Origin of the sequence: Verrucosispora sp. TAA-831, assembly GCF_050780145.1 — a bacterium.
In the GTDB taxonomy this organism is placed as follows: domain Bacteria; phylum Actinomycetota; class Actinomycetes; order Mycobacteriales; family Micromonosporaceae; genus Micromonospora.
This window is the reverse complement of the sequence record NZ_CP192240.1, coordinates 4,838,447-4,857,007: the sequence shown is the minus strand read 5'-3', so window position 1 is coordinate 4,857,007 and position 18,561 is coordinate 4,838,447. Positions and strand designations below refer to the sequence as shown.

The 18,561-nt window shown below is 71.7% G+C and carries 20 protein-coding genes; 9 read left to right on the top strand and 11 right to left on the bottom strand.

Annotated elements, in window-relative coordinates:
• From ACQVFL_RS21490 to ACQVFL_RS21480, 3 genes are read right to left on the bottom strand one after another with little or no spacing between them, the layout of a single operon-like run.
• Window positions 1-771 (bottom strand): ATP-binding cassette domain-containing protein, encoded by a 771-nt coding sequence (locus ACQVFL_RS21490; RefSeq protein ID WP_396692802.1) that lies wholly within the window; start codon window positions 769-771, stop codon window positions 1-3.
• The gene (locus ACQVFL_RS21485) at window positions 764-1,789 is read right to left on the bottom strand and encodes an ABC transporter permease (RefSeq protein ID WP_396692800.1); all 1,026 of its coding nucleotides are present in this window, start codon (window positions 1,787-1,789) and stop codon (window positions 764-766) included. Before ACQVFL_RS21485 ends, ACQVFL_RS21490 begins: the two co-directional genes overlap by 8 nt.
• Window positions 1,790-1,830: 41 nt before the next feature.
• On the bottom strand, window positions 1,831-2,778 hold the full coding sequence (locus tag ACQVFL_RS21480; RefSeq protein WP_431727473.1) for an ABC transporter substrate-binding protein: 948 nt from the start codon (window positions 2,776-2,778) through the stop codon (window positions 1,831-1,833).
• Window positions 2,779-3,088: 310 nt separating this feature from the next.
• Between ACQVFL_RS21480 and ACQVFL_RS21475 the strand changes: the two genes are divergently transcribed.
• The 3 genes from ACQVFL_RS21475 to ACQVFL_RS21465 all read left to right on the top strand — a co-directional run bounded on the left by ACQVFL_RS21475 (window position 3,089) and on the right by ACQVFL_RS21465 (window position 5,476).
• Complete coding sequence (locus ACQVFL_RS21475; protein WP_396692796.1) at window positions 3,089-4,135, top strand: LacI family DNA-binding transcriptional regulator; 1,047 nt, start codon at window positions 3,089-3,091, stop codon at window positions 4,133-4,135.
• Window positions 4,116-4,763 (top strand): nucleoside/nucleotide kinase family protein, encoded by a 648-nt coding sequence (locus tag ACQVFL_RS21470; protein ID WP_431727472.1) that lies wholly within the window; start codon window positions 4,116-4,118, stop codon window positions 4,761-4,763. Before ACQVFL_RS21475 ends, ACQVFL_RS21470 begins: the two co-directional genes overlap by 20 nt.
• Before the next feature lie 65 nt (window positions 4,764-4,828).
• The gene (locus ACQVFL_RS21465; protein WP_431727471.1) at window positions 4,829-5,476 is read left to right on the top strand and encodes an acVLRF1 family peptidyl-tRNA hydrolase; all 648 of its coding nucleotides are present in this window, start codon (window positions 4,829-4,831) and stop codon (window positions 5,474-5,476) included.
• 66 nt (window positions 5,477-5,542) lie between these two features.
• Here the strand turns inward: ACQVFL_RS21465 and ypfJ are convergent, their stop codons facing one another.
• Window positions 5,543-6,454, bottom strand: a complete 912-nt coding sequence (ypfJ, locus tag ACQVFL_RS21460; RefSeq protein ID WP_396693496.1) for a KPN_02809 family neutral zinc metallopeptidase — start codon at window positions 6,452-6,454, stop codon at window positions 5,543-5,545.
• Window positions 6,455-6,684: 230 nt separating this feature from the next.
• On the opposite strand from ypfJ, the gene ACQVFL_RS21455 reads away from it, so the two are divergent.
• From ACQVFL_RS21455 to ACQVFL_RS21440, 4 genes are all read left to right on the top strand, one after another.
• The gene (locus ACQVFL_RS21455) at window positions 6,685-8,289 is read left to right on the top strand and encodes an ABC-F family ATP-binding cassette domain-containing protein (protein ID WP_396692790.1); all 1,605 of its coding nucleotides are present in this window, start codon (window positions 6,685-6,687) and stop codon (window positions 8,287-8,289) included.
• A gap of 273 nt (window positions 8,290-8,562) precedes the next feature.
• The gene (locus ACQVFL_RS21450) at window positions 8,563-8,790 is read left to right on the top strand and encodes a helix-turn-helix domain-containing protein (protein ID WP_007072022.1); all 228 of its coding nucleotides are present in this window, start codon (window positions 8,563-8,565) and stop codon (window positions 8,788-8,790) included.
• Window positions 8,791-8,836: 46 nt separating this feature from the next.
• Window positions 8,837-9,604, top strand: a complete 768-nt coding sequence (locus tag ACQVFL_RS21445) for an enoyl-CoA hydratase/isomerase family protein (protein WP_396692786.1) — start codon at window positions 8,837-8,839, stop codon at window positions 9,602-9,604.
• A gap of 110 nt (window positions 9,605-9,714) precedes the next feature.
• Entirely contained in the window at window positions 9,715-11,691 is a 1,977-nt protein-coding gene (locus ACQVFL_RS21440; RefSeq protein ID WP_396693494.1) for an ABC transporter ATP-binding protein, read from the top strand.
• 7 nt (window positions 11,692-11,698) lie between these two features.
• Here the strand turns inward: ACQVFL_RS21440 and mug are convergent, their stop codons facing one another.
• The 6 genes from mug to ACQVFL_RS21410 all read right to left on the bottom strand — a co-directional run bounded on the left by mug (window position 11,699) and on the right by ACQVFL_RS21410 (window position 16,143).
• On the bottom strand, window positions 11,699-12,256 hold the full coding sequence (mug, locus tag ACQVFL_RS21435; protein ID WP_431727470.1) for a G/U mismatch-specific DNA glycosylase: 558 nt from the start codon (window positions 12,254-12,256) through the stop codon (window positions 11,699-11,701).
• A 128-nt stretch (window positions 12,257-12,384) separates the two neighbouring features.
• Entirely contained in the window at window positions 12,385-13,146 is a 762-nt protein-coding gene (locus ACQVFL_RS21430) for an SDR family oxidoreductase (RefSeq protein WP_431727469.1), read from the bottom strand.
• 119 nt (window positions 13,147-13,265) lie between these two features.
• Entirely contained in the window at window positions 13,266-13,733 is a 468-nt protein-coding gene (locus ACQVFL_RS21425; protein WP_396692783.1) for a hypothetical protein, read from the bottom strand.
• Window positions 13,730-14,545, bottom strand: a complete 816-nt coding sequence (locus ACQVFL_RS21420; protein WP_396692781.1) for a DUF692 domain-containing protein — start codon at window positions 14,543-14,545, stop codon at window positions 13,730-13,732. Before ACQVFL_RS21420 ends, ACQVFL_RS21425 begins: the two co-directional genes overlap by 4 nt.
• The gene (locus ACQVFL_RS21415) at window positions 14,542-15,468 is read right to left on the bottom strand and encodes a TIGR04222 domain-containing membrane protein (RefSeq protein WP_431727468.1); all 927 of its coding nucleotides are present in this window, start codon (window positions 15,466-15,468) and stop codon (window positions 14,542-14,544) included. The genes ACQVFL_RS21420 and ACQVFL_RS21415 overlap by 4 nt, the downstream gene beginning before the upstream one ends.
• Before the next feature lie 102 nt (window positions 15,469-15,570).
• Window positions 15,571-16,143 carry a TetR/AcrR family transcriptional regulator gene (locus tag ACQVFL_RS21410; RefSeq protein WP_396692777.1) on the bottom strand — a complete coding sequence of 191 codons (573 nt, stop codon included), beginning with the start codon at window positions 16,141-16,143 and terminating at the stop codon, window positions 15,571-15,573.
• 147 nt (window positions 16,144-16,290) lie between these two features.
• Between ACQVFL_RS21410 and ACQVFL_RS21405 the strand changes: the two genes are divergently transcribed.
• A complete protein-coding gene (locus ACQVFL_RS21405) occupies window positions 16,291-16,965 on the top strand; it encodes an HAD family hydrolase (RefSeq protein ID WP_396692776.1) in 675 nt (224 codons plus the stop codon).
• A gap of 158 nt (window positions 16,966-17,123) precedes the next feature.
• Window positions 17,124-18,050, top strand: coding sequence for an RIO1 family regulatory kinase/ATPase (locus ACQVFL_RS21400; protein ID WP_396692774.1), 927 nt, complete (start codon window positions 17,124-17,126; stop codon window positions 18,048-18,050).
• A 71-nt stretch (window positions 18,051-18,121) separates the two neighbouring features.
• Here the strand turns inward: ACQVFL_RS21400 and ACQVFL_RS21395 are convergent, their stop codons facing one another.
• On the bottom strand, window positions 18,122-18,370 hold the full coding sequence (locus tag ACQVFL_RS21395) for a DUF2630 family protein (protein WP_396692773.1): 249 nt from the start codon (window positions 18,368-18,370) through the stop codon (window positions 18,122-18,124).
• Between the last annotated feature and the right edge of the window lie 191 nt (window positions 18,371-18,561).

The following is an 18,561-nucleotide window of genomic DNA, read 5'->3' as shown; positions in this document are numbered from 1 at the left end:
CTAGCCCTTCGGCTCGGGAGCGTGCAGACCGGTGATCACCTTCAGCAGCGAGTCCGGGGTGAACGACGACGTCGGCTCGTCGGCCACGACCCGGCCCAGGCGCAGCACGACGATGCGGTCGGTCACCTGGAGCACGTGCGGCAGCGTGTGCGAGATGAAGATGACGCCCAGACCGCGTTCCCGCGCTCCCGCGATCACCTTCAGCACCTCACCCGACTGTCGGGCACCGAGGTGGTTGGTGGGCTCGTCCAGGATGATCACCTTGCGTGCCCAGGCGACGGCACGGCCGATGGCCACGGCCTGCCGCTGCCCACCGGAGAGCTGGTTGACGTTGCGACGTACGCCGGTGGTCAGGCCGATCCCGGCCCGCTCCAACTCCTCGTGCGCGACCCGGGCCATCGCCTTGTTGTCGAGGAACCCGAGCTTGCCGAGCAGCCCCGGCCGTCGGCGTTCCCGTCCGAGGAAGACGTTGCCGCTGATGGTGAGGTCGGGGCAGAGGCCCGAGTCCTGGTACAGCGTCTCGATGCCCGCCTGGAGCGCGTCGTGCGGCGACTTCCACTCCTGCGGCACGCCGTCGAGATAGACGCTGCCGGTGTCCGGCCGGTGCGCGCCGGAGAGGACCTTCACCAGGGTCGACTTGCCGGCTCCGTTGTCGCCGACCAACCCGATGATCTCACCGGCCCGGACGGACAGGTTGACGTCGGTCAGCGCCCGGACGCTGCCGTAGGACTTGGTGACCTCGCGGGCCTCGTAGATGGGTGCGTCAGCCACGGCCGGCTCCCCTCCTGGTACGGACGTTGATCTGCTGGACGCCGACCGCCACCGCGATCAGGACGCCGATGACCACCTGCTGCCAGTTCGGTGCGACGCCGATCAGGATCAGGCCGCTCAGCACCGCCGTCGTGATGAGCGCGCCGAGCACGGTGCCGGACATCCGCCCGATGCCACCGGCCAGGCTGGTGCCGCCGATGACCGCCGCGGCGATCGCCGCCAGCTCCTGGCCCTGTCCCGAGGTGGGCGAGCCCGAGCCGAGCCGGAAGTAGACGAACACGCCGGCCAACCCGGCCAGCAACCCGGCCAGCATGTACACCTTCAACAGGTGCCGTTCGACGTTGATCCCGGCACCCCGGGCGGCGAAGCCGTTGGATCCCACCGCGTACGTCCAGCGGCCGAACCGGGTGAAGCTGAGCGTCAGCCACGCGACCGCCAGCACGGCGAGCACGACGATCAGTGGGATGGTCAGCAGGTTCAGGTACTGCGTGTTGCCGAGCCGGATCACCTCGGCGGGGCCGCCGGCGATCTGGACCCCGCCGGTCAGCACCAGGGTCAGCCCGGCGGCGGCGCCCATGGTGGCCAGCGTGGCGATGAACGGTGCCAACTTGGCCCGGGTGATGAGCAGCCCGTTGACCAGGCCGACCGCGAGACCGGTGGCGAGGGCCACCACCACGCCGACGGCGATCGTCGTGGCGGTGGCCGTTCCACCCTCGTTCAGGGATCTCATCGTCATCGCGCAGGCGACGCCGCTCAGCCCGAGCGTGGACCCGACCGACAGGTCGATGCCGCCGGTGATGATGACGTACGTCTGCCCGATCGCCAGCAGGATGACCGGGGCCCAGTCCTGCAGGATGTTGGCGAAGGCGAACCGGCTGAAGAACAGCGGGTTCATCGCCGTGAAGAAGACCACCATGACGACGAGGACGCCGAGCAGGATCACGTCCTGCCGCATCAGTGTCGCCAGCAGGCGGCTGCCGCGCGTCTCGCTCGCCGCCTGTGTGGTGTCGGCCGTCATGGCGCTCCTCCTCTGGAGATCCGCATTCCCCTGGTCGCCGGCTACTGGGTTGGGTACTGGTACTGCTCGGTCTCGGCCAGGTTGTCGTTGGTCATCACCACGTTCGCCATCACGACGTCCTTCTCGATGCCGTCGACGTTCTGGTCGCGGATCGTGTCCACCAGGTTCTGCAGGGCGAGCGCGGCCTGGTCGCCGGGCTTCTGCGCGACCAGGGCGCTGTAGATGCCGGCCTTGAGGTCGGCCACCTGGTTCTCGTACGCGTCGTAGCCGATGAGCTTGACCTGCTCGGCCTTGCCCGCGTTGCGCAGCGCGGCCACGGTGCCGGAGCCGGAGGTACCGTCCACGGCGAAGATGCCCTTGAGGTTCGGGTGCTTCAGCAGGATCGTGTTGACCGCGGAGGTCGCCCGGGCCGGCTGGCTGTTGGCGTACTCCTTGCCGACGAGGGTGATGCCCGGGTACTTCTTCAGCTCCTCGGTGAAGCCCTCTTCGCGGAGCTGGTTGGTGGTCGCCGTCGGCGAGCCGGACATCAGGAAGACCTCACCGGACTCCCCGATCTGCTCGGCCAGGGTCTGCGCCGCCTGCCGGCCGCCCTCGCGGTTGTCGCCGGTGATCGCCGAGGTGAGGTAGCTCTGGTCGGTGACCGTGGTGTCGACGGTCACGACCGGGATGTTCGCCGACTGCGCCTTGGTGACGCTGGGCTGTAGCGCGTCCGGGTCGGTGGGGACGAGGACGAGCCCGTCCACCCGCTGGGTGAGCATCGAGTCGACGAACGGGATCTGCGACTGCGGCGAGTACTCGTCGGGCGCGCCCTGCCACAGCAGCCTGATGCCCAGCTCCTGTGCCTTCGCCTCGGCACCGACCTGCATGGCCTTGAAGAACGGGTCGGAGGCGATGCCCGGGACGAACCCGATGGTGAGCTGCCCCTCGCCGCCGTCCCCGGCGGAGTCGTTCCCACAGGCGGCCACCGAGAAGGCGAGCGTGCCGGCCATGGCTACACCGATAACTGTCCGGAATGTCCTCTTCATGCCACCAGATCCTTGTCGACTAGTCAGACCAACCTCAGGGGAGTTCCGCCTCCCGTAGTCCTGCCGGGCCGTGTCGCGCCGTCGGACATCCCCACCAGCGCTTCGATGGATGCGCAACCGCTTGCGCACCTCGAAGATGGCGGAACTTTACCCCCGCGCAACCGCTTGCGCAAGGGCTTGCTTTTGGCTAGATTGAGCTCCTTCTCGCCGTGGTCCCCGCAGTCGCGGGGCCGGTCGCGAGCCGGGGGAAAGGGTGCAAAACGACGTGGCGACGATGGCCGAGGTAGCGCGGATCGCCGGGGTGTCGACGACGACCGTGTCCCATGTGCTCAACAAGACACGCAAGGTCGCCCCGGAGACCGAGGAACTCGTGCGCAAGGCGTTGGAGTCGACCGGCTACCGGCACAACCTCGCCGCCCGGGCCCTGGCCACCCAGTCCACGGACACCATCGGGCTGGCGATGTCCGTGGTCACCAACCCGTACTTCGCCGCGCTCATCCGGGACATCGAGCGGCACCTGCGCCGGGCCGGGTACACCCTGATCCTGGCCGACACCAACGACGACCCCGAGGTCGAGTTGGACGTCATCAACCACCTGCTGGCCCGGCGGGTGAGCGGCCTCATCGTGAACCCGCTCGAAGGCAACAGCGAACTCACCCAGTGCCTGCGGAAGCTGCTCGACGATCAGTTGCCGACCATCTTCCTCGACCGCCGGTCGGCGCTTCCGGGCGACCAGGTGTACTCCGAGTGCCTGGACTCGATCCATCACCTCACCGCCCACCTGGCGGCCCAGGGGCACCACCGGATCGGCTACGTGCGGGGCGCCGTGCGGGAGATGTCGGCCCAGGACCGGCTCGCCGGCTACCACCGGGCCGTCGCCGAGTTGGGGCTCGCGGACGATCCGAGTCTGGTCATCGCCGGTGAGTCCGACGAACGCGTCACCGAGCAGCGTCTCCTCGAACACCTCGCCTCGGACGGTCCGGCCACCGCCCTGGTCGTCTCGAACAACCAGATGACCCTCGGCGCGCTGCGCGCCATCCGGCGTGCCGGGCTGAAGGTGCCCCACGACATCGCCCTGGTCTGCTACGACGACTTCGAGTGGGCCGACCTGTTCGACCCGCAGATCTCGGCGATGGCGCAGGACGCCGCCCGGCTCGCCTCGACCGCCGTGGAACTCCTGCTCGCCCGGATCCGGCGACCGGACCGGGTGCCGCAGTCCGTGGTGGTGCCGGCCACCTTCCGGCACCGCGACTCGTGCGGATGCGGACGCGGCACCCACCCGGCACCGGGGAGCGTGGACAGTGTCCTGGCCGCCGGCTGACACGCTCACGCTCGCCGGACTCGCCGACCGCGCCCGGGCGATGTCGGCGGGTGCCGACCGGACGCTCATCGGCATCGTCGGTCCGCCCGGCGCCGGCAAGAGCACCGTCGCGGAGGCCCTCGTCCGGCTGCTCGGTCCGGACGCCGTCCTGGTGCCGATGGACGGCTTCCACCTGAGCAACGAGGTCCTCGCCGCACTCGGCCGCGCCGACCGCAAGGGCGCTGCGGACACCTTCGACGCGGACGGCTACCTCGCCCTGCTCCGCCGACTACGCGACCAGACCGACGAGGTCGTCTACGCGCCGACTTTCCGCCGCGACATCGAGGAGCCGATCGGTTCCAGCATCCCGGTGCCCCGCACCACCCCGATCGTCGTCACCGAGGGCAACTACCTGCTGCTCGACTCCCATCCGTGGAAGTTCGTCCGCGACCTGCTCGACACCACCTGGTATCTGGAGGTGGCCGAAGAGGTACGCCTCGACCGGCTCGTCGCCCGCCACGTCGCCTTCGGCAAGACGCCCGACGCGGCTCGGGCCTGGGCGAAGGGCAGCGACCAGGCCAATGCGGCCGTCATCGCCGAGTCGAGCCGCTCCGCCGACCTGCTGGTCCACCTCGCGGCGAGCGACTGAGGGTCCCGCCGCCACCTGTCCCCGCCCGGCGGTGCCGTCCCGCCCGCCTGCCGTAAGGTCGGGTGATGAGCAGCCGACCCGCCGCCGGGGGAGGCCGGTGGGTCGAGGTCGACCCGGCCCGGACCGAACGCTGGGTGGCCGGCTTCGCCGACCGGCACGGCCCGTTCGCCGCCACCGCACAGGAGTACGGACTCCTGCTCGCCGCCCCGGACGGTGCCACCGCCGAACTGCACACCCCACCGGGCGCGCCGGTCACCGCCGACCTGGAAACCTTCGTCGCGGAGGCCGTCGTACCCCGCCGGATCGGACTGCTGCTGGCGCGCAAGGGCGCGGTGGCGGTCGGCGTCGCGGAGGGGGAGGAGCTGCCGGTACACAAGGTCGACACGCGGTACGTGCAGGGGCGTACCGCGGCCGGTGGCTGGTCGCAGCAGCGGTTCGCCCGGCGGCGCGACAACCAGGCCAAGGCCGCGATCGCCGACGCGGTCGACCTGGCGGTCCGCCTGCTGCTGCCACAGGCAGAGCGGCTGGACGCGGTGGTGGCCGGTGGCGACCGGCGGGCCGTGGACACCGTGCTGGCCGACCGTCGGCTCACCGCACTCGCCGCGCTGCGCGCCGACCGGCTGCTCGACGTACCCGAGCCTCGGTATACGGTGCTGCTGGCCGCGACCGCCGCCGCCCGCACCGTGCACATCCTGATCCGCGACCCCGACTGAGCGGCACGGACCGGCCCCGGTCGACGCCTCCGACGAAGGGCGTCGACCGGGGCCGTCCGCACCGCGTCAGATCGCGCCGCTGAAGGTGTCGCAGGAGGCCGGGGTGCCGGATTCGTAGCCGCGGCTGAACCAGCGCTTGCGGTCCGCCGAGGAGCCGTGCGTGAACTCCTCCGGGTTCACCGGTCGGTCGGCGCGCCGGGAGATGGCGTCGTCGCCGATGGCCTCGGCGGTGTCGATGGCCTCGGCGATGTCCTGCTCGGTGATGCTGTTGAAGATCTTCTGGCCGCGATCGTCGGCGGTACCGGTGGCGTTCTTGGCCCAGGCGCCGGCGAAGCAGTCGGCCTGCAACTCCAGGCGCACCGACAGGTCGTTGGCGTTGCCGGGGTCGCGCTGCTGCTGGCGGCGGACCTGCTCGTTGGTGCCGAGCAGGTTCTGCACGTGGTGGCCGTACTCGTGGGCCAACACGTACGGCTGGGCGAACTCACCGGTGGCGCCGAGCTGCGTGGCGAGCACCTCGTAGAAGGAGAGGTCGATGTAGACCAGCGAGTCGGCCGGGCAGTAGAACGGGCCGACGCCCGAGTCGGCCTGACCGCAGGCGGTGCTGACGGCCTGGTCGAAGAAGACGGTACGGGTCGGCCGGTACTGCTCGCCGAACGCCTCGGGCAGGGCGGTGCGCCAGTACGCCTGGATCGAGTTGACGTAGAGGTTGTTGCGGCAGTCGAGCTGCTCCAGCGCGTCCGGGGCCTCGCAGCGCTGCTCCAACGCGGTGTTGTCGCCCTGCTCGCCGCCGCCGGTCATGGCGTTCAGTCCGAAGCCGCCACCGACCAGCGCCACCAGCACGGCGATGACGAGCCCGACGATGCCGCCGCGGCCACCGCCGATCGGGATGGGGATGCCCAGCCCGCCGCCGCCTCCACCGCCGCCTCGCCGGTCCTCCACCTGGCTGGTGTCGATCCGCGCGTTCTCGTTCAGCTCCATCATGACCCCGATCAGTCGGTGGCTCGCGGGCCGGAACCGTTCCGGACGGCGAATCGGTACCCGACGATCTTGCTCGGTAATCCGCGTTCGCCGTTCACCGGGGCCCGGTACAATCGAGCTGTGCTGCTCTGCGAAGGCTGAACGCCCCGCGCCGACGGGTCACCATGATCCGCCGGCGCTTTCGTGTGCCCTGAGTCAGCCCTGCGGATCCCGAGAGCGAGTACCCCGACATGATCACTGCCAGCGGCCTGGAACTGCGCGCCGGTGCCCGGATCCTGCTGTCCGACACCACGCTGCGGGTGCAGCCGGGGGACCGGATCGGCCTGGTCGGCCGCAACGGCGCCGGCAAGACCACCACGCTGAAGGTGCTGGCCGGTGAGGGCCAGCCGTACGCCGGGCAGGTCGACCGGCGCAGCCCCGTCGGCTATCTGCCGCAGGACCCCCGTACCGGCGACCTGGAGGTCACCGGCCGCGACCGGGTGCTCTCCGCGCGGGGCCTGGACACCCTGATGGCCGGGATGAAGGACCTGGAGGCGAAGCTCGCCGACGGCGGTGACGAGAAGCTGGTCCGTCGGTACGGCGCGCTGGAGGACCAGTTCGCCGCGCTCGGCGGGTACGCGGCCGAGGCCGAGGCGGCGCGCATCTGCGCCAACCTGGGGCTGCCCGACCGCGCCCTGGCCCAGACCATCGGCACCCTCTCCGGTGGTCAGCGTCGTCGCATCGAACTGGCCCGGATCCTGTTCCGGGACGCGGGCGACAACGGTGGCGGCATCCTGCTGCTCGACGAGCCCACCAACCACCTCGACGCCGACTCGATCACCTGGCTGCGCGGCTTCCTGGCCAACCACAAGGGCGGTCTGGTGGTCATCTCGCACGACGGTGACCTGCTGGAATCGGTGGTCAACAAGGTCTGGTTCCTGGACGCCACCCGTTCCGTGGTCGACGTCTACAACCTGGGCTGGAAGGCGTACCTGGAGGCGCGGGAGACCGACGAGCGGCGACGCCGCCGGGAGCGGGCCAACGCCGAGAAGAAGGCCGGCGCGCTGATGGCCCAGGCGGACAAGATGCGGGCGAAGGCCACCAAGACGGTGGCCGCGCAGAACATGGCCCGCCGGGCCGAGCGCCTGATGTCGGGTCTGGAGGAGGTCCGGGTCGCCGACAAGGTGGCCAAGGTGCGGTTCCCGGCCCCGGCGGCGTGCGGCAAGACTCCGCTGACCGCGAACAGCCTGTCCAAGTCGTACGGGTCGCTGGAGATCTTCACCGACGTCGACGTGGCGGTGGACCGGGGTTCCCGGGTGGCCATCCTGGGGCTCAACGGCGCCGGCAAGACCACGCTGCTGCGGATGCTCGGCGGGTTGCTCAAGCCGGACACCGGCGAGGTACGGCCCGGGCACGGGCTGCGGCTGGGCTACTACGCGCAGGAGCACGAGACGCTCGACGTCGGGCGGACCGTGCTGGAGAACATGCGGGCCGCCTCGATCGAGCAGACCGACACGGAACTGCGCAAGATCCTCGGTGCGTTCCTCTTCTCCGGTGAGGACGTGGACAAGCCCGCCGGGGTGCTCTCCGGTGGCGAGAAGACCCGGTTGGCGCTGGCGACCCTGGTCTGCTCCGGCGCGAACGTGCTGCTGCTGGACGAGCCGACCAACAACCTCGACCCGGTCAGCCGGGAGCAGGTGCTCGACGCGATCGCCCGGTACCCGGGGGCGATCGTCCTGGTCACCCACGACCCGGGCGCGGTGTTGGCGCTCAAGCCGGACCGGGCCATCCTGCTGCCCGACGGCGACGAGGACGCCTGGAGCGACGACCTGCTGGAACTGGTCGAACTGGCCTGACCGGATGCAAGGAAGGGCACCCTGCTAACGCCCGGTGTATAGGAGGGGTCCCTTCCTAACCCGCACCGGGTCAGCGGGCGAGGGCGCGGTCGTCGAGGGCCGGTCCGGTGTGCCGGCACGCTCTCGGGTGCCGACTGTCGTCACCTATCGGGAAGCTGACATTGCATAGCGTGTCGGTTGGCGAATAGTTGATATCTGGCGCATGATCGTTCGAGGCGGTCTAATAGGTGGGACCGTATCCGAACCGCACAGTCTGGGACGTGAGGACACAGCATGGCAGCCACTGGCACAGCCACCAGCACTGAGAAGGGTCGCCGGATCGTCGGAGCCGAGCGTCAGACGCTCGCCAAGGACCTCGTCAAGCGGTACACCGGAGGAGAGAGCATCCGTGCTCTCGCGGCCTCGACCGGCCGATCCTACGGGTTCATCCACCGCGTGCTCACCGAGTCCGGGGTGCAGCTGCGGCAGCGCGGCGGCGCCCGGCGCCGCAAGAAGGCGTGACCCGCCCGTCAGCGTCGTACACCACCACCGCGACCCGGGCCGCCCGGTGACCACCGAGGCGACCGGGGTCCGGCTGGAGTGTGACGGGCCGATCGCCACGGTCACCCTGTGTCGGCCCGACGTGCTCAACGCGCAGACCCCGTCGATGTGGCGCGCGATGAGCGATTTCTCCCGGGACCTGCCCGGTGACGTACGTGTCGTGGTCGTCCGGGGTGAGGGGCGGGCGTTCTCCGCCGGCCTCGACCTGGCGGTCGTGGGCGCCACCGGGCCGGGATCGTTCGCCGAGCTGGCCGCGCTGCCGGAGGCGGAGTGTGCCGACCGGATCGCCGCCCTGCAGGGCGGCTTCACCTGGCTGCACCGTCCGGACGTCATCTCCGTCGCGGCCGTGCAGGGGCATGCCATCGGTGCCGGGTTCCAGCTCGCCCTCGCCTGCGACCTGCGGGTGCTGGCGCAGGACGCGAAGCTGTCCATGGCCGAGGTGACGCTGGGCCTGGTCCCGGACCTGGCCGGCACGAAGCGCCTGGTGGAGTTGGTCGGCTACGCCCGTGCGCTGGAGATCTGCACCACCGCCCGGCGGATGGACGCCGCCGAGGCGGACCGGCTCGGCCTGGCCACCCTGGTGGTGCCGAACGCGGAGCTGGACGACGCGGTGCGCGACCTCACCGCCGGGTTGGTGGCGCACCAGCGTGACGCGGTGGTGGAGATCAAGGCGCTGCTCGCCGGTGCGTCCGGGCGGACGCACGCCGAGCAGCAGCGGGCCGAGCGGGAGGCACAGACCCGACGGATCCGCGATCTCGCCGGGTACGCAGAATAGTAAGGACCGTTCGGGAAGATCCGGGTTACTCACGAGGTTGTCGTAGCTGTCGGGAGAATTGACCCGACGGCGTACTGAGGCCCTTCCCGGAGGTGTGTGTGTCCAACCCGATGGCCGCCGGCGGCATGGGCGGTTGGAGCATGCTGCGATCGATGCGTAACGGTGACGAGATCTCCAGTCACCGGTTGCAGCGCGGGGTCGCCCAGCGGATCGTGGCGTTCGCCCGGCCGTACCGGCGCGACATCGTCGTGTTCCTGCTGACCGTGATCGTCGCGGCGGTGATCGGGGTGGCCACCCCGTTGCTCGCCGGTCAGGTCATCGACGCGATCACCCGGGGCGGCTCCGAGGCCGGCGCGCTGGTGATCCGGTTGGCGTTCTTCATCGCCGGCCTGGCCGTCGCCGACGCGATGCTCTCCCTCGCGCAGCGCTGGTATTCGGCGCGCATCGGCGAGGGCATCATCCTCGACCTGCGTACCCGGGTCTACGACCACGTGCAGCGGATGCCGTTGCAGTTCTTCACCCGCACCCAGACCGGTGCGCTGGTCAGCCGGCTCAACAACGACGTGATGGGTGCCCAGCGGGCCTTCACCTCGACGCTCTCCGGCGTGGTCAGCAACGTGATCCAACTGCTGCTCACCGCCGCCGTGATGCTCACCCTCTCCTGGCAGATCACCGCGTTGTCGCTGGTGCTGCTGCCGGTGTTCATCATCCCGGCCCGCCGGGTGGGCCGGCGGCTGGCCGAGATCACCCGCGAGTCGTACAACCTCGACGCCAAGATGAACGCGACCATGACCGAGCGGTTCGGGGTCGCGGGCGCGCTGCTGGTGAAGCTCTTCGGCCGTCCCGACGCCGAGGCCGGCCGGTTCGCCGCCCGCGCCGAGCGGGTCCGGGACATCGGCATCACCTCCGCGATGTACTCGCGGACGTTCTTCGTGGCGATGCTGCTGGTCGCCTCGCTGGCCCAGGCGCTCACCTACGGGCTCGGCGGATGGCTGGCGGTCACCGGCGAGGTCAGCGCCGGTACGGTTGTGACGCTCGCGTTGCTGCTCACCCGGCTCTACGGTCCGCTCACCGCGCTGAGCAACGTCCGGGTCGACGTGATGAGCGCGCTGGTCTCGTTCGACCGGGTCTTCGAGGTGCTCGACCTGGACCCGGCGATCAAGGAGCGGCCCGACGCCGTCCCGGTGCCCCGCGACGCCGGCCGGGTCGAGTTCCGCGACGTGCGCTTCCGCTACCCGAGCGCCGCCGAGATCTCCCTCGCGTCGCTGGAGGAGGTCGCCACGCTGGACCGTACGGTCAACGAACCGGTGCTCAAGGGCGTCTCCTTCCGGGTCGAGCCCGGGCAGATGGTCGCCCTGGTCGGGCCCTCCGGCGCGGGCAAGTCCACGCTGTCCATGCTGATCTCCCGCATCTACGACGTCAGCGACGGTCAGGTGCTGGTCGGCGACGTCGACGTACGCGACGCCACCCTCGACTCGCTGCGGGACGAGATCGGTGTGGTCACCCAGGACTCGCACCTGTTCCACGAGACGATCGCCGAGAACCTGCGCTACGCCAAGCCGGACGCCACCGACGACGAGCTGTGGGCGGCACTGGCCGGCGCGCAGGTCGCCGACCTGGTCCGGGCGCTGCCCGACGGGCTGGACACCACCGTCGGCGAGCGCGGCTACCGCTTCTCCGGCGGCGAGAAGCAGCGCATCGCGATCGCCCGGCTGCTGCTCAAGGCACCGTCGATCGTGATCCTCGACGAGGCGACCGCGCACCTCGACTCGGAGAGCGAGGCGGCGGTGCAGCGGGCGCTGGCGGTGGCGCTGACCGGGCGTACCGCGTTGGTCATCGCGCACCGGCTCTCCACGGTCCGCGACGCCGACCAGATCCTCGTCCTCGACGAGGGCCGCATCGTCGAGCGTGGGCGGCACGACGAGCTGGTCGCCGTCGGTGGCCTCTACGCCGAGCTGTACCGCACCCAGTTCGCGGTCGCCGACTCGCCGACCCCGCACACCGACCAGGCCATGATGGAGCCGGTGATCATCCCGTCGCGGGAGTACCTCGCGGACGAGGCGCTGCCGCCCGCCGCCGCCAACTGACCGCCGTTCACTGCCGGTTCGTCGCCTCGCGGAGTTCGGCGAAGGCGGCACCAAGCGCCTGCGGGGTGTAGTGGGCGTTCAGGCCACTCGGGTTGGGCAGCACCCAGAGACGGGCGCCGGCCAGCGACTCGGGCTGCAGACCGAAGGTGGCCTTCGGGCGGGCGAAACCGATCCGGTACGCGGTCACCCCGACCACCGCCACCCAACGCGGTCGGTACGCGGCCACCTTGCCGGTCAGCTCCCGTGCCCCGTCCACCAGTTCGGCGGCGGACAGTTCGTCGGCGCGGGCGCTGGCCCGGGCCACCACGTTGGTGATGCCCAGCCCGAGCCCCGGCAACTCGTCCTGCTCGCTGGGATGCAGCAGGCGCGGAGTGAACCCGCCCCGGTGCAGTGCCGGCCAGAACCGGTTGCCGGGGCGGGCGAAGTGCCAGCCGGTCGCGGCCGACCACAGCCCGGGGTTGATCCCGACGAACAGTACGTCCAACCCGGGCACGATGACGTCCGGCAGCAGCCGGTCCACCGCCGCCGCCAACTCCTCGCGGGTCGGCCGGTACCCCTGGTCCACGCGACCGGTCCGCGGCGCAGGTCCGGGACCCGGTTCCGCCGCGCGGCGAGTGCGCCGGCTCGGGCCGTCGCCCGGCTGCCCGGCCCCAGGCCGCCCGGTCTCCGGCTGGCCGCTCTCCGGTTGCCTGGTCACAGGCCCCGCAGCGCGCCGCCGTCGACCGGGATGGTGACCCCGGTCAGGTAGCTCGCGGCCGGGGAGAGCACGAACGCGGCCACCCTCCCGAACTCGTCGGGGTCGCCGATGCGGCGCAGCGGGATGCCGGCCTCGGCCTCGGCACGGGCCCGTTCGGGGTCGCCGCTGGCGGCGAAGAGTTCCCGGTTCCGGTCGGTCATGATCCGTCCCGGCAGCAGCCCGACCACCCGTACGCCCCGAGGGCCGTACTCGTCGGCGACGTCCTTGGCGACCCCGGCCAGACCGGGGCGCAGCCCGTTGGAGATGCCCAGCCCGGTGACCGGGCCCCGCGCCGAGGTGGACAGCACCAGTGCGATGGCGCCTCCGCCGGGCAGCGCCCCGGCCACCGTGCGCACCGTTCGTACGCTGCCCAGGAAGATGGTCTCGAAGGCCGCTCGCCACTGGTCGTCGTCGACCGAGGCGGCGCTGCCGGGAGGCGGCCCGCCCACCGACACCAGGGCGCCGTCGAGTCGGCCGAAGTGCTGGTGCGCGGCCTGCACCAGCCGTTCGGGCGTATCCGGGTCGGTGAGGTCGGCGGTGATGCCGACGGCGTGCTCCGGTCCGCCGAGGGCGGCGGTGGCGGCGGCCACCGTGTCGGCGTGCCGGGCCGAGAGCACCACCCGGGCGCCGTCGGCGACCAGGCACCGTGCCGTGGCGTGACCGAGGCCGCGCGAGGCGCCGGTGAGCACGTACACCCGGTCGGTGAGTCCTAGATCCATGCCACCGATCCTGCCGCAGCCGGTGCACGTCCGGCATCCCCGGGTCCGCGCACCGCCGCTGGCCCGGATGTAAGGAGGGGGCCCTTCCTATACCGCAGGCGTTAGCAGGGTGCCCTTCCTTACGTCCGGAGGAGGCGTACGCGGCCGGCTAGTTGGACCGCGACAGCGCCGTCGACGCGTGCGAGTGCGGGGGATCGGCGGGGGCGTGGTGCCCGCCGGCCGTCGTAGCGCAGGGTGGCCTCCCGCACGGCGAGTTCCTCGGCGCCCAGCGGTGGCAGTTCGGCGCGGTCGCGCAACGCGCGGGCGAGGTCCCAACCGTCGCGCAGGCCGCCACCGGTGGGCCGGTCGGCGGCCCAGGTGAGGAAGGTCGACGGCCAGCGTGCGCCCAGGGCGGCGCTGAGCAGCGGCCAGTGCCGGGCGACCTCACCGGCCCGCTTGCGCAGCAGTGCCGCGCGCGCGGCGGCCAGCGGTGCGGGAGCGAACCCCGGAGGCGGCGGGCCACCGGCCACCAGCGCGGCCACCAGTCGTGCCTGTCGCTCGGCCAGCGTGTCGCCCGGCGTGGGCGGCTCGTCGGCGTCGGCGCTCACGTCACCACCGGGAATCCGCAGGCGGTGGCGATGGCGTCCAGTTCGGCGTGCAGCTCGGCGGCGGGTGGGTAGTGCCCGTCGCGCTCCAGCATGACCGCCGGTGGCCGCTGGCGTGCGCACAACTCGGCGAGCAGGTCGATGACGTCCTGACCGATCGGGTCGGTGTGGGTGTCGTGGTAGAAGCCACCGTGGTCGGCGCCACCGGCGACGTGCACGTACGCGACGCGCTCCAACGGCAGCCGGTCCAGCAGGTCCAGCGGATCGGTGGCCCGGTTACGGGCGTTGGCGTGCACGTTGGCGATGTCGAGTAGCAGCAGCGCGTCGGTGCGGTCCAGGATCTCGGTGAGGAAGTCGGCCTCGTCGAGTTCGTCGTCCGGCCAGTCGAACAGCGCGGCGATCGGCTCCAGCGCGATCGGCACCGGCAGGTCGGCCCGGGCTCGCGCGACGTTGGCGCAGACCACGTCGACCGCCTCGCGGGTGCGGGGCAGCGGCAGCAGGTGCCCGGCCTCCAGCCCACCGGCCCGGACGAAGGCGATGTGTTCGCTGACCAGAGGCGCTGACACCAGTTCGGCGACCGCCGCCAGGTGGCCCACCCGGGCCGGCTCGACCGGTTCGGTGCCGCCGAGGGAGAGTCGTACCCCGTGTGGCACCACCGTCACGCCGCGTCGACGCAGCGCGACCAACCCGTCCGGTGGGTCGGCGGGGGACACCCCCTCGGCGACCACCTCGACGAAACGCAGGCCGGGCAGATCGGCGACGAATCCGGCGATCTCCGGCCGCCAGCCGATGCCCACCCCGTGCGGGCCGGTCATCCGCCGCACCCACCGCCGCCGCACCCGCCGCCGCCTCCGCCACCGCCACCGCAGCCGCCGCCGCTGTCGCTCGCGCCCGCAGTGCTGCCACCGCCGCAGGCGGCGGTACCGCTGGTGCCGGTCGCCGCCTGGCGCTGGAGCTCGGCCTGCTGGGCGAAGGTGGGGTCCATGGCCCAGATCGTGGCGCTGCCGTAGAGGGCCACCGCCATCGCGGTGCCGGCAGCACCGTAGGTGGCGTACGACGGATTGCTGCGGGGTGCCAGGTGGTGGTTGCGCATGCGGAGCAACCGCAGCGCCGCGTCGGCGGCCTTGGTCCGTCGGGGCACCAGGGCGAACAGCAGGGTGCTCAGCACGCTCAGTGCGAGGACGACGACGATGAGATACCAGACCGGTCGCCCGTTGGCCACGCCGGCGAAGATGCGCGCGATGCCGACTGCGGACAGCGCGGCCATCAGCAGCGGGCCGATCCGCAGGGCCGTCCGCTGTTCCGGGGTGACCAGCAGTCCGTGCCGGTCCAGGTCGTCCCGCAGCTCGGTGAGTGCCCGGCTCACCCACTCGGTCGCGATGACCCGGCGGGCGGGGAGGCGTTGACCGGCGGCGTGGTGGACGGCGCGGTCGAGCGGGGTCGCGCCGGGAGGCAGGGCGGCGTCGGCGGTCAGCCGGTGCTGCTTGTCGACCCCGATCACGCCCTGTCCGCGCAGCGCGCCGATGGCGGTCCAGACCGCCAGGTTCTCGCCGCCGTTGAGGTAGGCGACCTGCTGTGGGCCGAGCTGGTCGGCGGGGGGCGAGGAGCGGCCGGACAGCACCGCCCGGCGGTGGATCAGGGTGCCGACGACGAGGACGAGCGCCGCCGCCAGGTAGAGAAACAGGAAGGTGCGGCTGGGAATGCCCCAGGTGTGGAAGTCCGCCACGGGATCCGTCATGGCCTGCTCCTGTCGCGCGAAGGGGACGCGCACTCATTGTGGAGCGCGGACGCCACCGTGCCGAGGCCGGGACGGCGGGGTTATCGCGCCGTTACCGGCCGTTCAGCGGCGGCGGACGGCTTCCTCGACCAGATCGAGGACGGGACCGAGGTCACCGGCGGGTCGCCCCATGGCCAGGTGCAGGACCAGGCCGTCGTAGGCGAGTTCGAGGAAGCGGGCCAGCACGTCGATGGGTACGTCCTCGCGCAGCACTCCGGCCTCGCGTTGCCGGGCCAGGCGTTCCCGGGTGGCTTCGGCGATCGCCGCCGAACGCTCGGCCCATCGCTTGGCGAAGGCCGGATCGGTCCGTAGCCGTCGGGAGACCTCCAGTTGGCTGCCGAGCCATCCGGTGGTGTCCGGGGAGACCGCGCGGGCCAACAGGTCCCGCATGACCTGGACCAGACCGTTGCGGGCGACGGTCTCCACCATGGTCGCCGCGTCGTCCTCGGCGACGGCCAGGAAGAGCGAGTCCTTGTCGCGGAAGTGGTGGAAGATCGCACCTCGGGACAGTCCGGTCGCCTCCTCGAGCCGCCGCACGGTCGCGCCCTCGTAGCCGTGCCGGGCGAAACAGGCGCGCGCGGCGGTGAGGATCTCGTGTCGACGGGCGTCGAGCTGGTCCTGACTTACTCTGGGCACGTCACGATCGTGTCAGCTCACCCGGGGTAACGCAAACCGTACGTACGGCTTGGAAATCGGGTTCCGGTCAGGGTCGGTGCCGGTACGACATCACCGCGTAACCTCCGGGCCTGTCGGGCGGGTACCGGATTCCCGTAAGGTGCCCGAGTGCCGCTGCTCCTGCTGGATCTGGACAACACCCTGCTCGACCGGGCCGGGCCGTTCCGCACCTGGGCAGAGCGTTTCCTCGACGGCATCGGCGCGCCCGCACACGACATCGAATGGCTGTTGTCGATCGACGCCGACGGGCTGACCGATCGGTGGGACGTCGCGGACGCCATCCGGGACCGGTACCGCCTGCGGATGCCCTCCATCGATCTGGTCGAGGAGTTGCACGACGGCGTCGTCGAGTTCACCCGGCTCGATCCGCTGGTCGCCTGCGCGCTGCGGATCGCCGACGACGCCGGCTGGATGCCCGTGGTGGTCACCAACGGCGCGGTCCGCCAACAGGACACCAAGATCCGACGTACCGGCCTGGACCGGTACGTGGCCGACTGGGTGATCTCCGAGGAGGCCGGGGTCAGCAAGCCCAACCCGCGGATCTTCGCGCTGGCCGCCCAACGGGCCCGGATGCCGCTGCGCGGCGCCTGGGTGATCGGCGACGGTCCGGAGGCCGACATCGGCGGCGCCACCGCGGTCGGTCTGCCCAGCATCTGGTTGCACCGGGGGCGGCCCTGGACGGACGCCCGGTTCGCGCCGACGGTCACCGTCGACACGGTGATCGCCGCCATCGCCGCGATCATGGGCGCTACCGGTGGCGCGGCGGGGCGTACCCGCGCCTGACGTCGAAAACCGGTTGCCGCGGCGCGCCGACGCGACGAGCATGGTCCGCGCATCGTGCTGCCGGGCGTGCGCCCGGTCGAGGAGAGGAGGTCGGTCATGGCCGTTCTCGCAGGTCAATTCCTGCCTCCATCCACCTCGAACAAGGGACGACCAGCGCAGTGCGCGATCACGACTCCTCGGTGCCGCAGCGCCGAGCCCGCGGCAAGCGCCGCTTCGACGACGACGAACCACACTTCCTGAAGCGCGGGCGGCCGTCCGGCCCCGCCCCGACCGATCCGGACGACGAGCCCGACCCGGAGACCGGCGAGGTCTGGTCCTCCTGGGACGACGCGGTGCACGGCCCGCAACCCCATCCCGCATGGCTGGTCACCGAGCTGGCCGCCAAGGACACCGAACTCGGGGTGCTCAAGACCGGCAAGGAGGCCGACGTCCATCTGGTCCGCCGAGCCGTGCCGGAGACCGATCGGGCCTGCCTGCTGGCGGCGAAGCGCTACCGCGATCCCCGACACCGGCTCTTCCATCGCGACGCCGGGTATCTCGAAGGACGGCGGGTGCGTCGTTCCCGGGAGATGCGCGCGATGACCGGGCGGACCGCGTTCGGCCGGCAGATGGTCGCCGGGCAGTGGGCGGCGGCCGAGTTCGCCGCGCTGGCCCGGCTCTGGGAGATCGGCGAACGGTACGGCACGGTCGCCGTGCCGTACCCGGTGCAGTTGCGCGGCACCGAGCTGATGCTGGAGTTCCTCGGCGACCCGGACCAGGGGCGGGCCGCGCCCCGGTTGGCCGAGCTGCGCCCCGAGGCGGGCGAGCTGCGCAGGCTGTGGGAGCAGCTCGTCGACGCGCTGGTGGTGCTGGCCCGCGCCGGCTACGCGCACGGTGACCTGTCGCCGTACAACCTGCTGGTGCACCAGGGGCGGCTGGTCCTGATCGACCTGCCGCAGGTGGTCGACGTGGTGGCGAACCCGCAGGGGCGGGACTTCCTGGCCCGGGACGTACGGGTCGTCGCCACCTGGTTCACCGCCCGGGGCCTGCCTCAGGAGCCGGACGGTCTGACCGATCTGCTGGCCCGCGAGGCCGGTCTGCGCTGACTGACGTCGGTCGGCCCGGACGACGGGGCTCCGGGTGGCGGTCCCGCCGCCACCCGGAGCCCGGCGGGTGCCTACTGGAGGTACCGCTCGACCTCGGGCACCGGGCGTGCGCCCTGGGCGTCGGGGTCGCCGTGTGCCTGCCGCGCGGCGCGTCGACGGCGGAGCAGGTCCCAGCACTGGTCGAGGGACTCCTCCAGCGCACGCAGCCGGGTACGGGCCTCGTCGTCGGTGCCCGCCTCGTGGGCCTGCGCCTCGGCGCGCAGTCGGTGCTCCTCGTCGACCAGATCGGAGATCCGGCTCAGGATGGTCTTGTCGTCCATGCCCTGAGCCTGGCACAGCGAGACGGGTCGTGCCCGCATTCTCCGGGCGGAGCCCGCCGGTGTGGGCGGCCGGTCGTCGCGCCCGCCGAGCAGGTGTCGTCCGGTCGCCGGATGATCGCGCTCGGCTATATCGCGAGGTCGGGACCGGCCATGACAAAGATCACCTGGCGGGTCGTCGGCCCACCGGCGTA

What these genes read in the sequence shown, in the direction of transcription:
- ACQVFL_RS21395 (WP_396692773.1), bottom strand. Translation starts at nt 18,370, where the DNA reads ATGGACGACAAGACCATCCTGAGCCGGATCTCCGATCTGGTCGACGAG.
- ACQVFL_RS21420 (WP_396692781.1), bottom strand. Translation starts at nt 14,545, where the DNA reads ATGACCGGCCCGCACGGGGTGGGCATCGGCTGGCGGCCGGAGATCGCC.
- ACQVFL_RS21465 (WP_431727471.1), top strand. Translation starts at nt 4,829, where the DNA reads ATGAGCAGCCGACCCGCCGCCGGGGGAGGCCGGTGGGTCGAGGTCGAC.
- ACQVFL_RS21430 (WP_431727469.1), bottom strand. Translation starts at nt 13,146, where the DNA reads ATGGATCTAGGACTCACCGACCGGGTGTACGTGCTCACCGGCGCCTCG.
- ypfJ (WP_396693496.1), bottom strand. Translation starts at nt 6,454, where the DNA reads ATGGAGCTGAACGAGAACGCGCGGATCGACACCAGCCAGGTGGAGGAC.
- ACQVFL_RS21475 (WP_396692796.1), top strand. Translation starts at nt 3,089, where the DNA reads ATGGCCGAGGTAGCGCGGATCGCCGGGGTGTCGACGACGACCGTGTCC.
- ACQVFL_RS21480 (WP_431727473.1), bottom strand. Translation starts at nt 2,778, where the DNA reads ATGGCCGGCACGCTCGCCTTCTCGGTGGCCGCCTGTGGGAACGACTCC.
- ACQVFL_RS21455 (WP_396692790.1), top strand. Translation starts at nt 6,685, where the DNA reads ATGATCACTGCCAGCGGCCTGGAACTGCGCGCCGGTGCCCGGATCCTG.
- ACQVFL_RS21415 (WP_431727468.1), bottom strand. Translation starts at nt 15,468, where the DNA reads ATGACGGATCCCGTGGCGGACTTCCACACCTGGGGCATTCCCAGCCGC.
- ACQVFL_RS21450 (WP_007072022.1), top strand. Translation starts at nt 8,563, where the DNA reads ATGGCAGCCACTGGCACAGCCACCAGCACTGAGAAGGGTCGCCGGATC.
- ACQVFL_RS21440 (WP_396693494.1), top strand. Translation starts at nt 9,715, where the DNA reads ATGGCCGCCGGCGGCATGGGCGGTTGGAGCATGCTGCGATCGATGCGT.
- ACQVFL_RS21485 (WP_396692800.1), bottom strand. Translation starts at nt 1,789, where the DNA reads ATGACGGCCGACACCACACAGGCGGCGAGCGAGACGCGCGGCAGCCGC.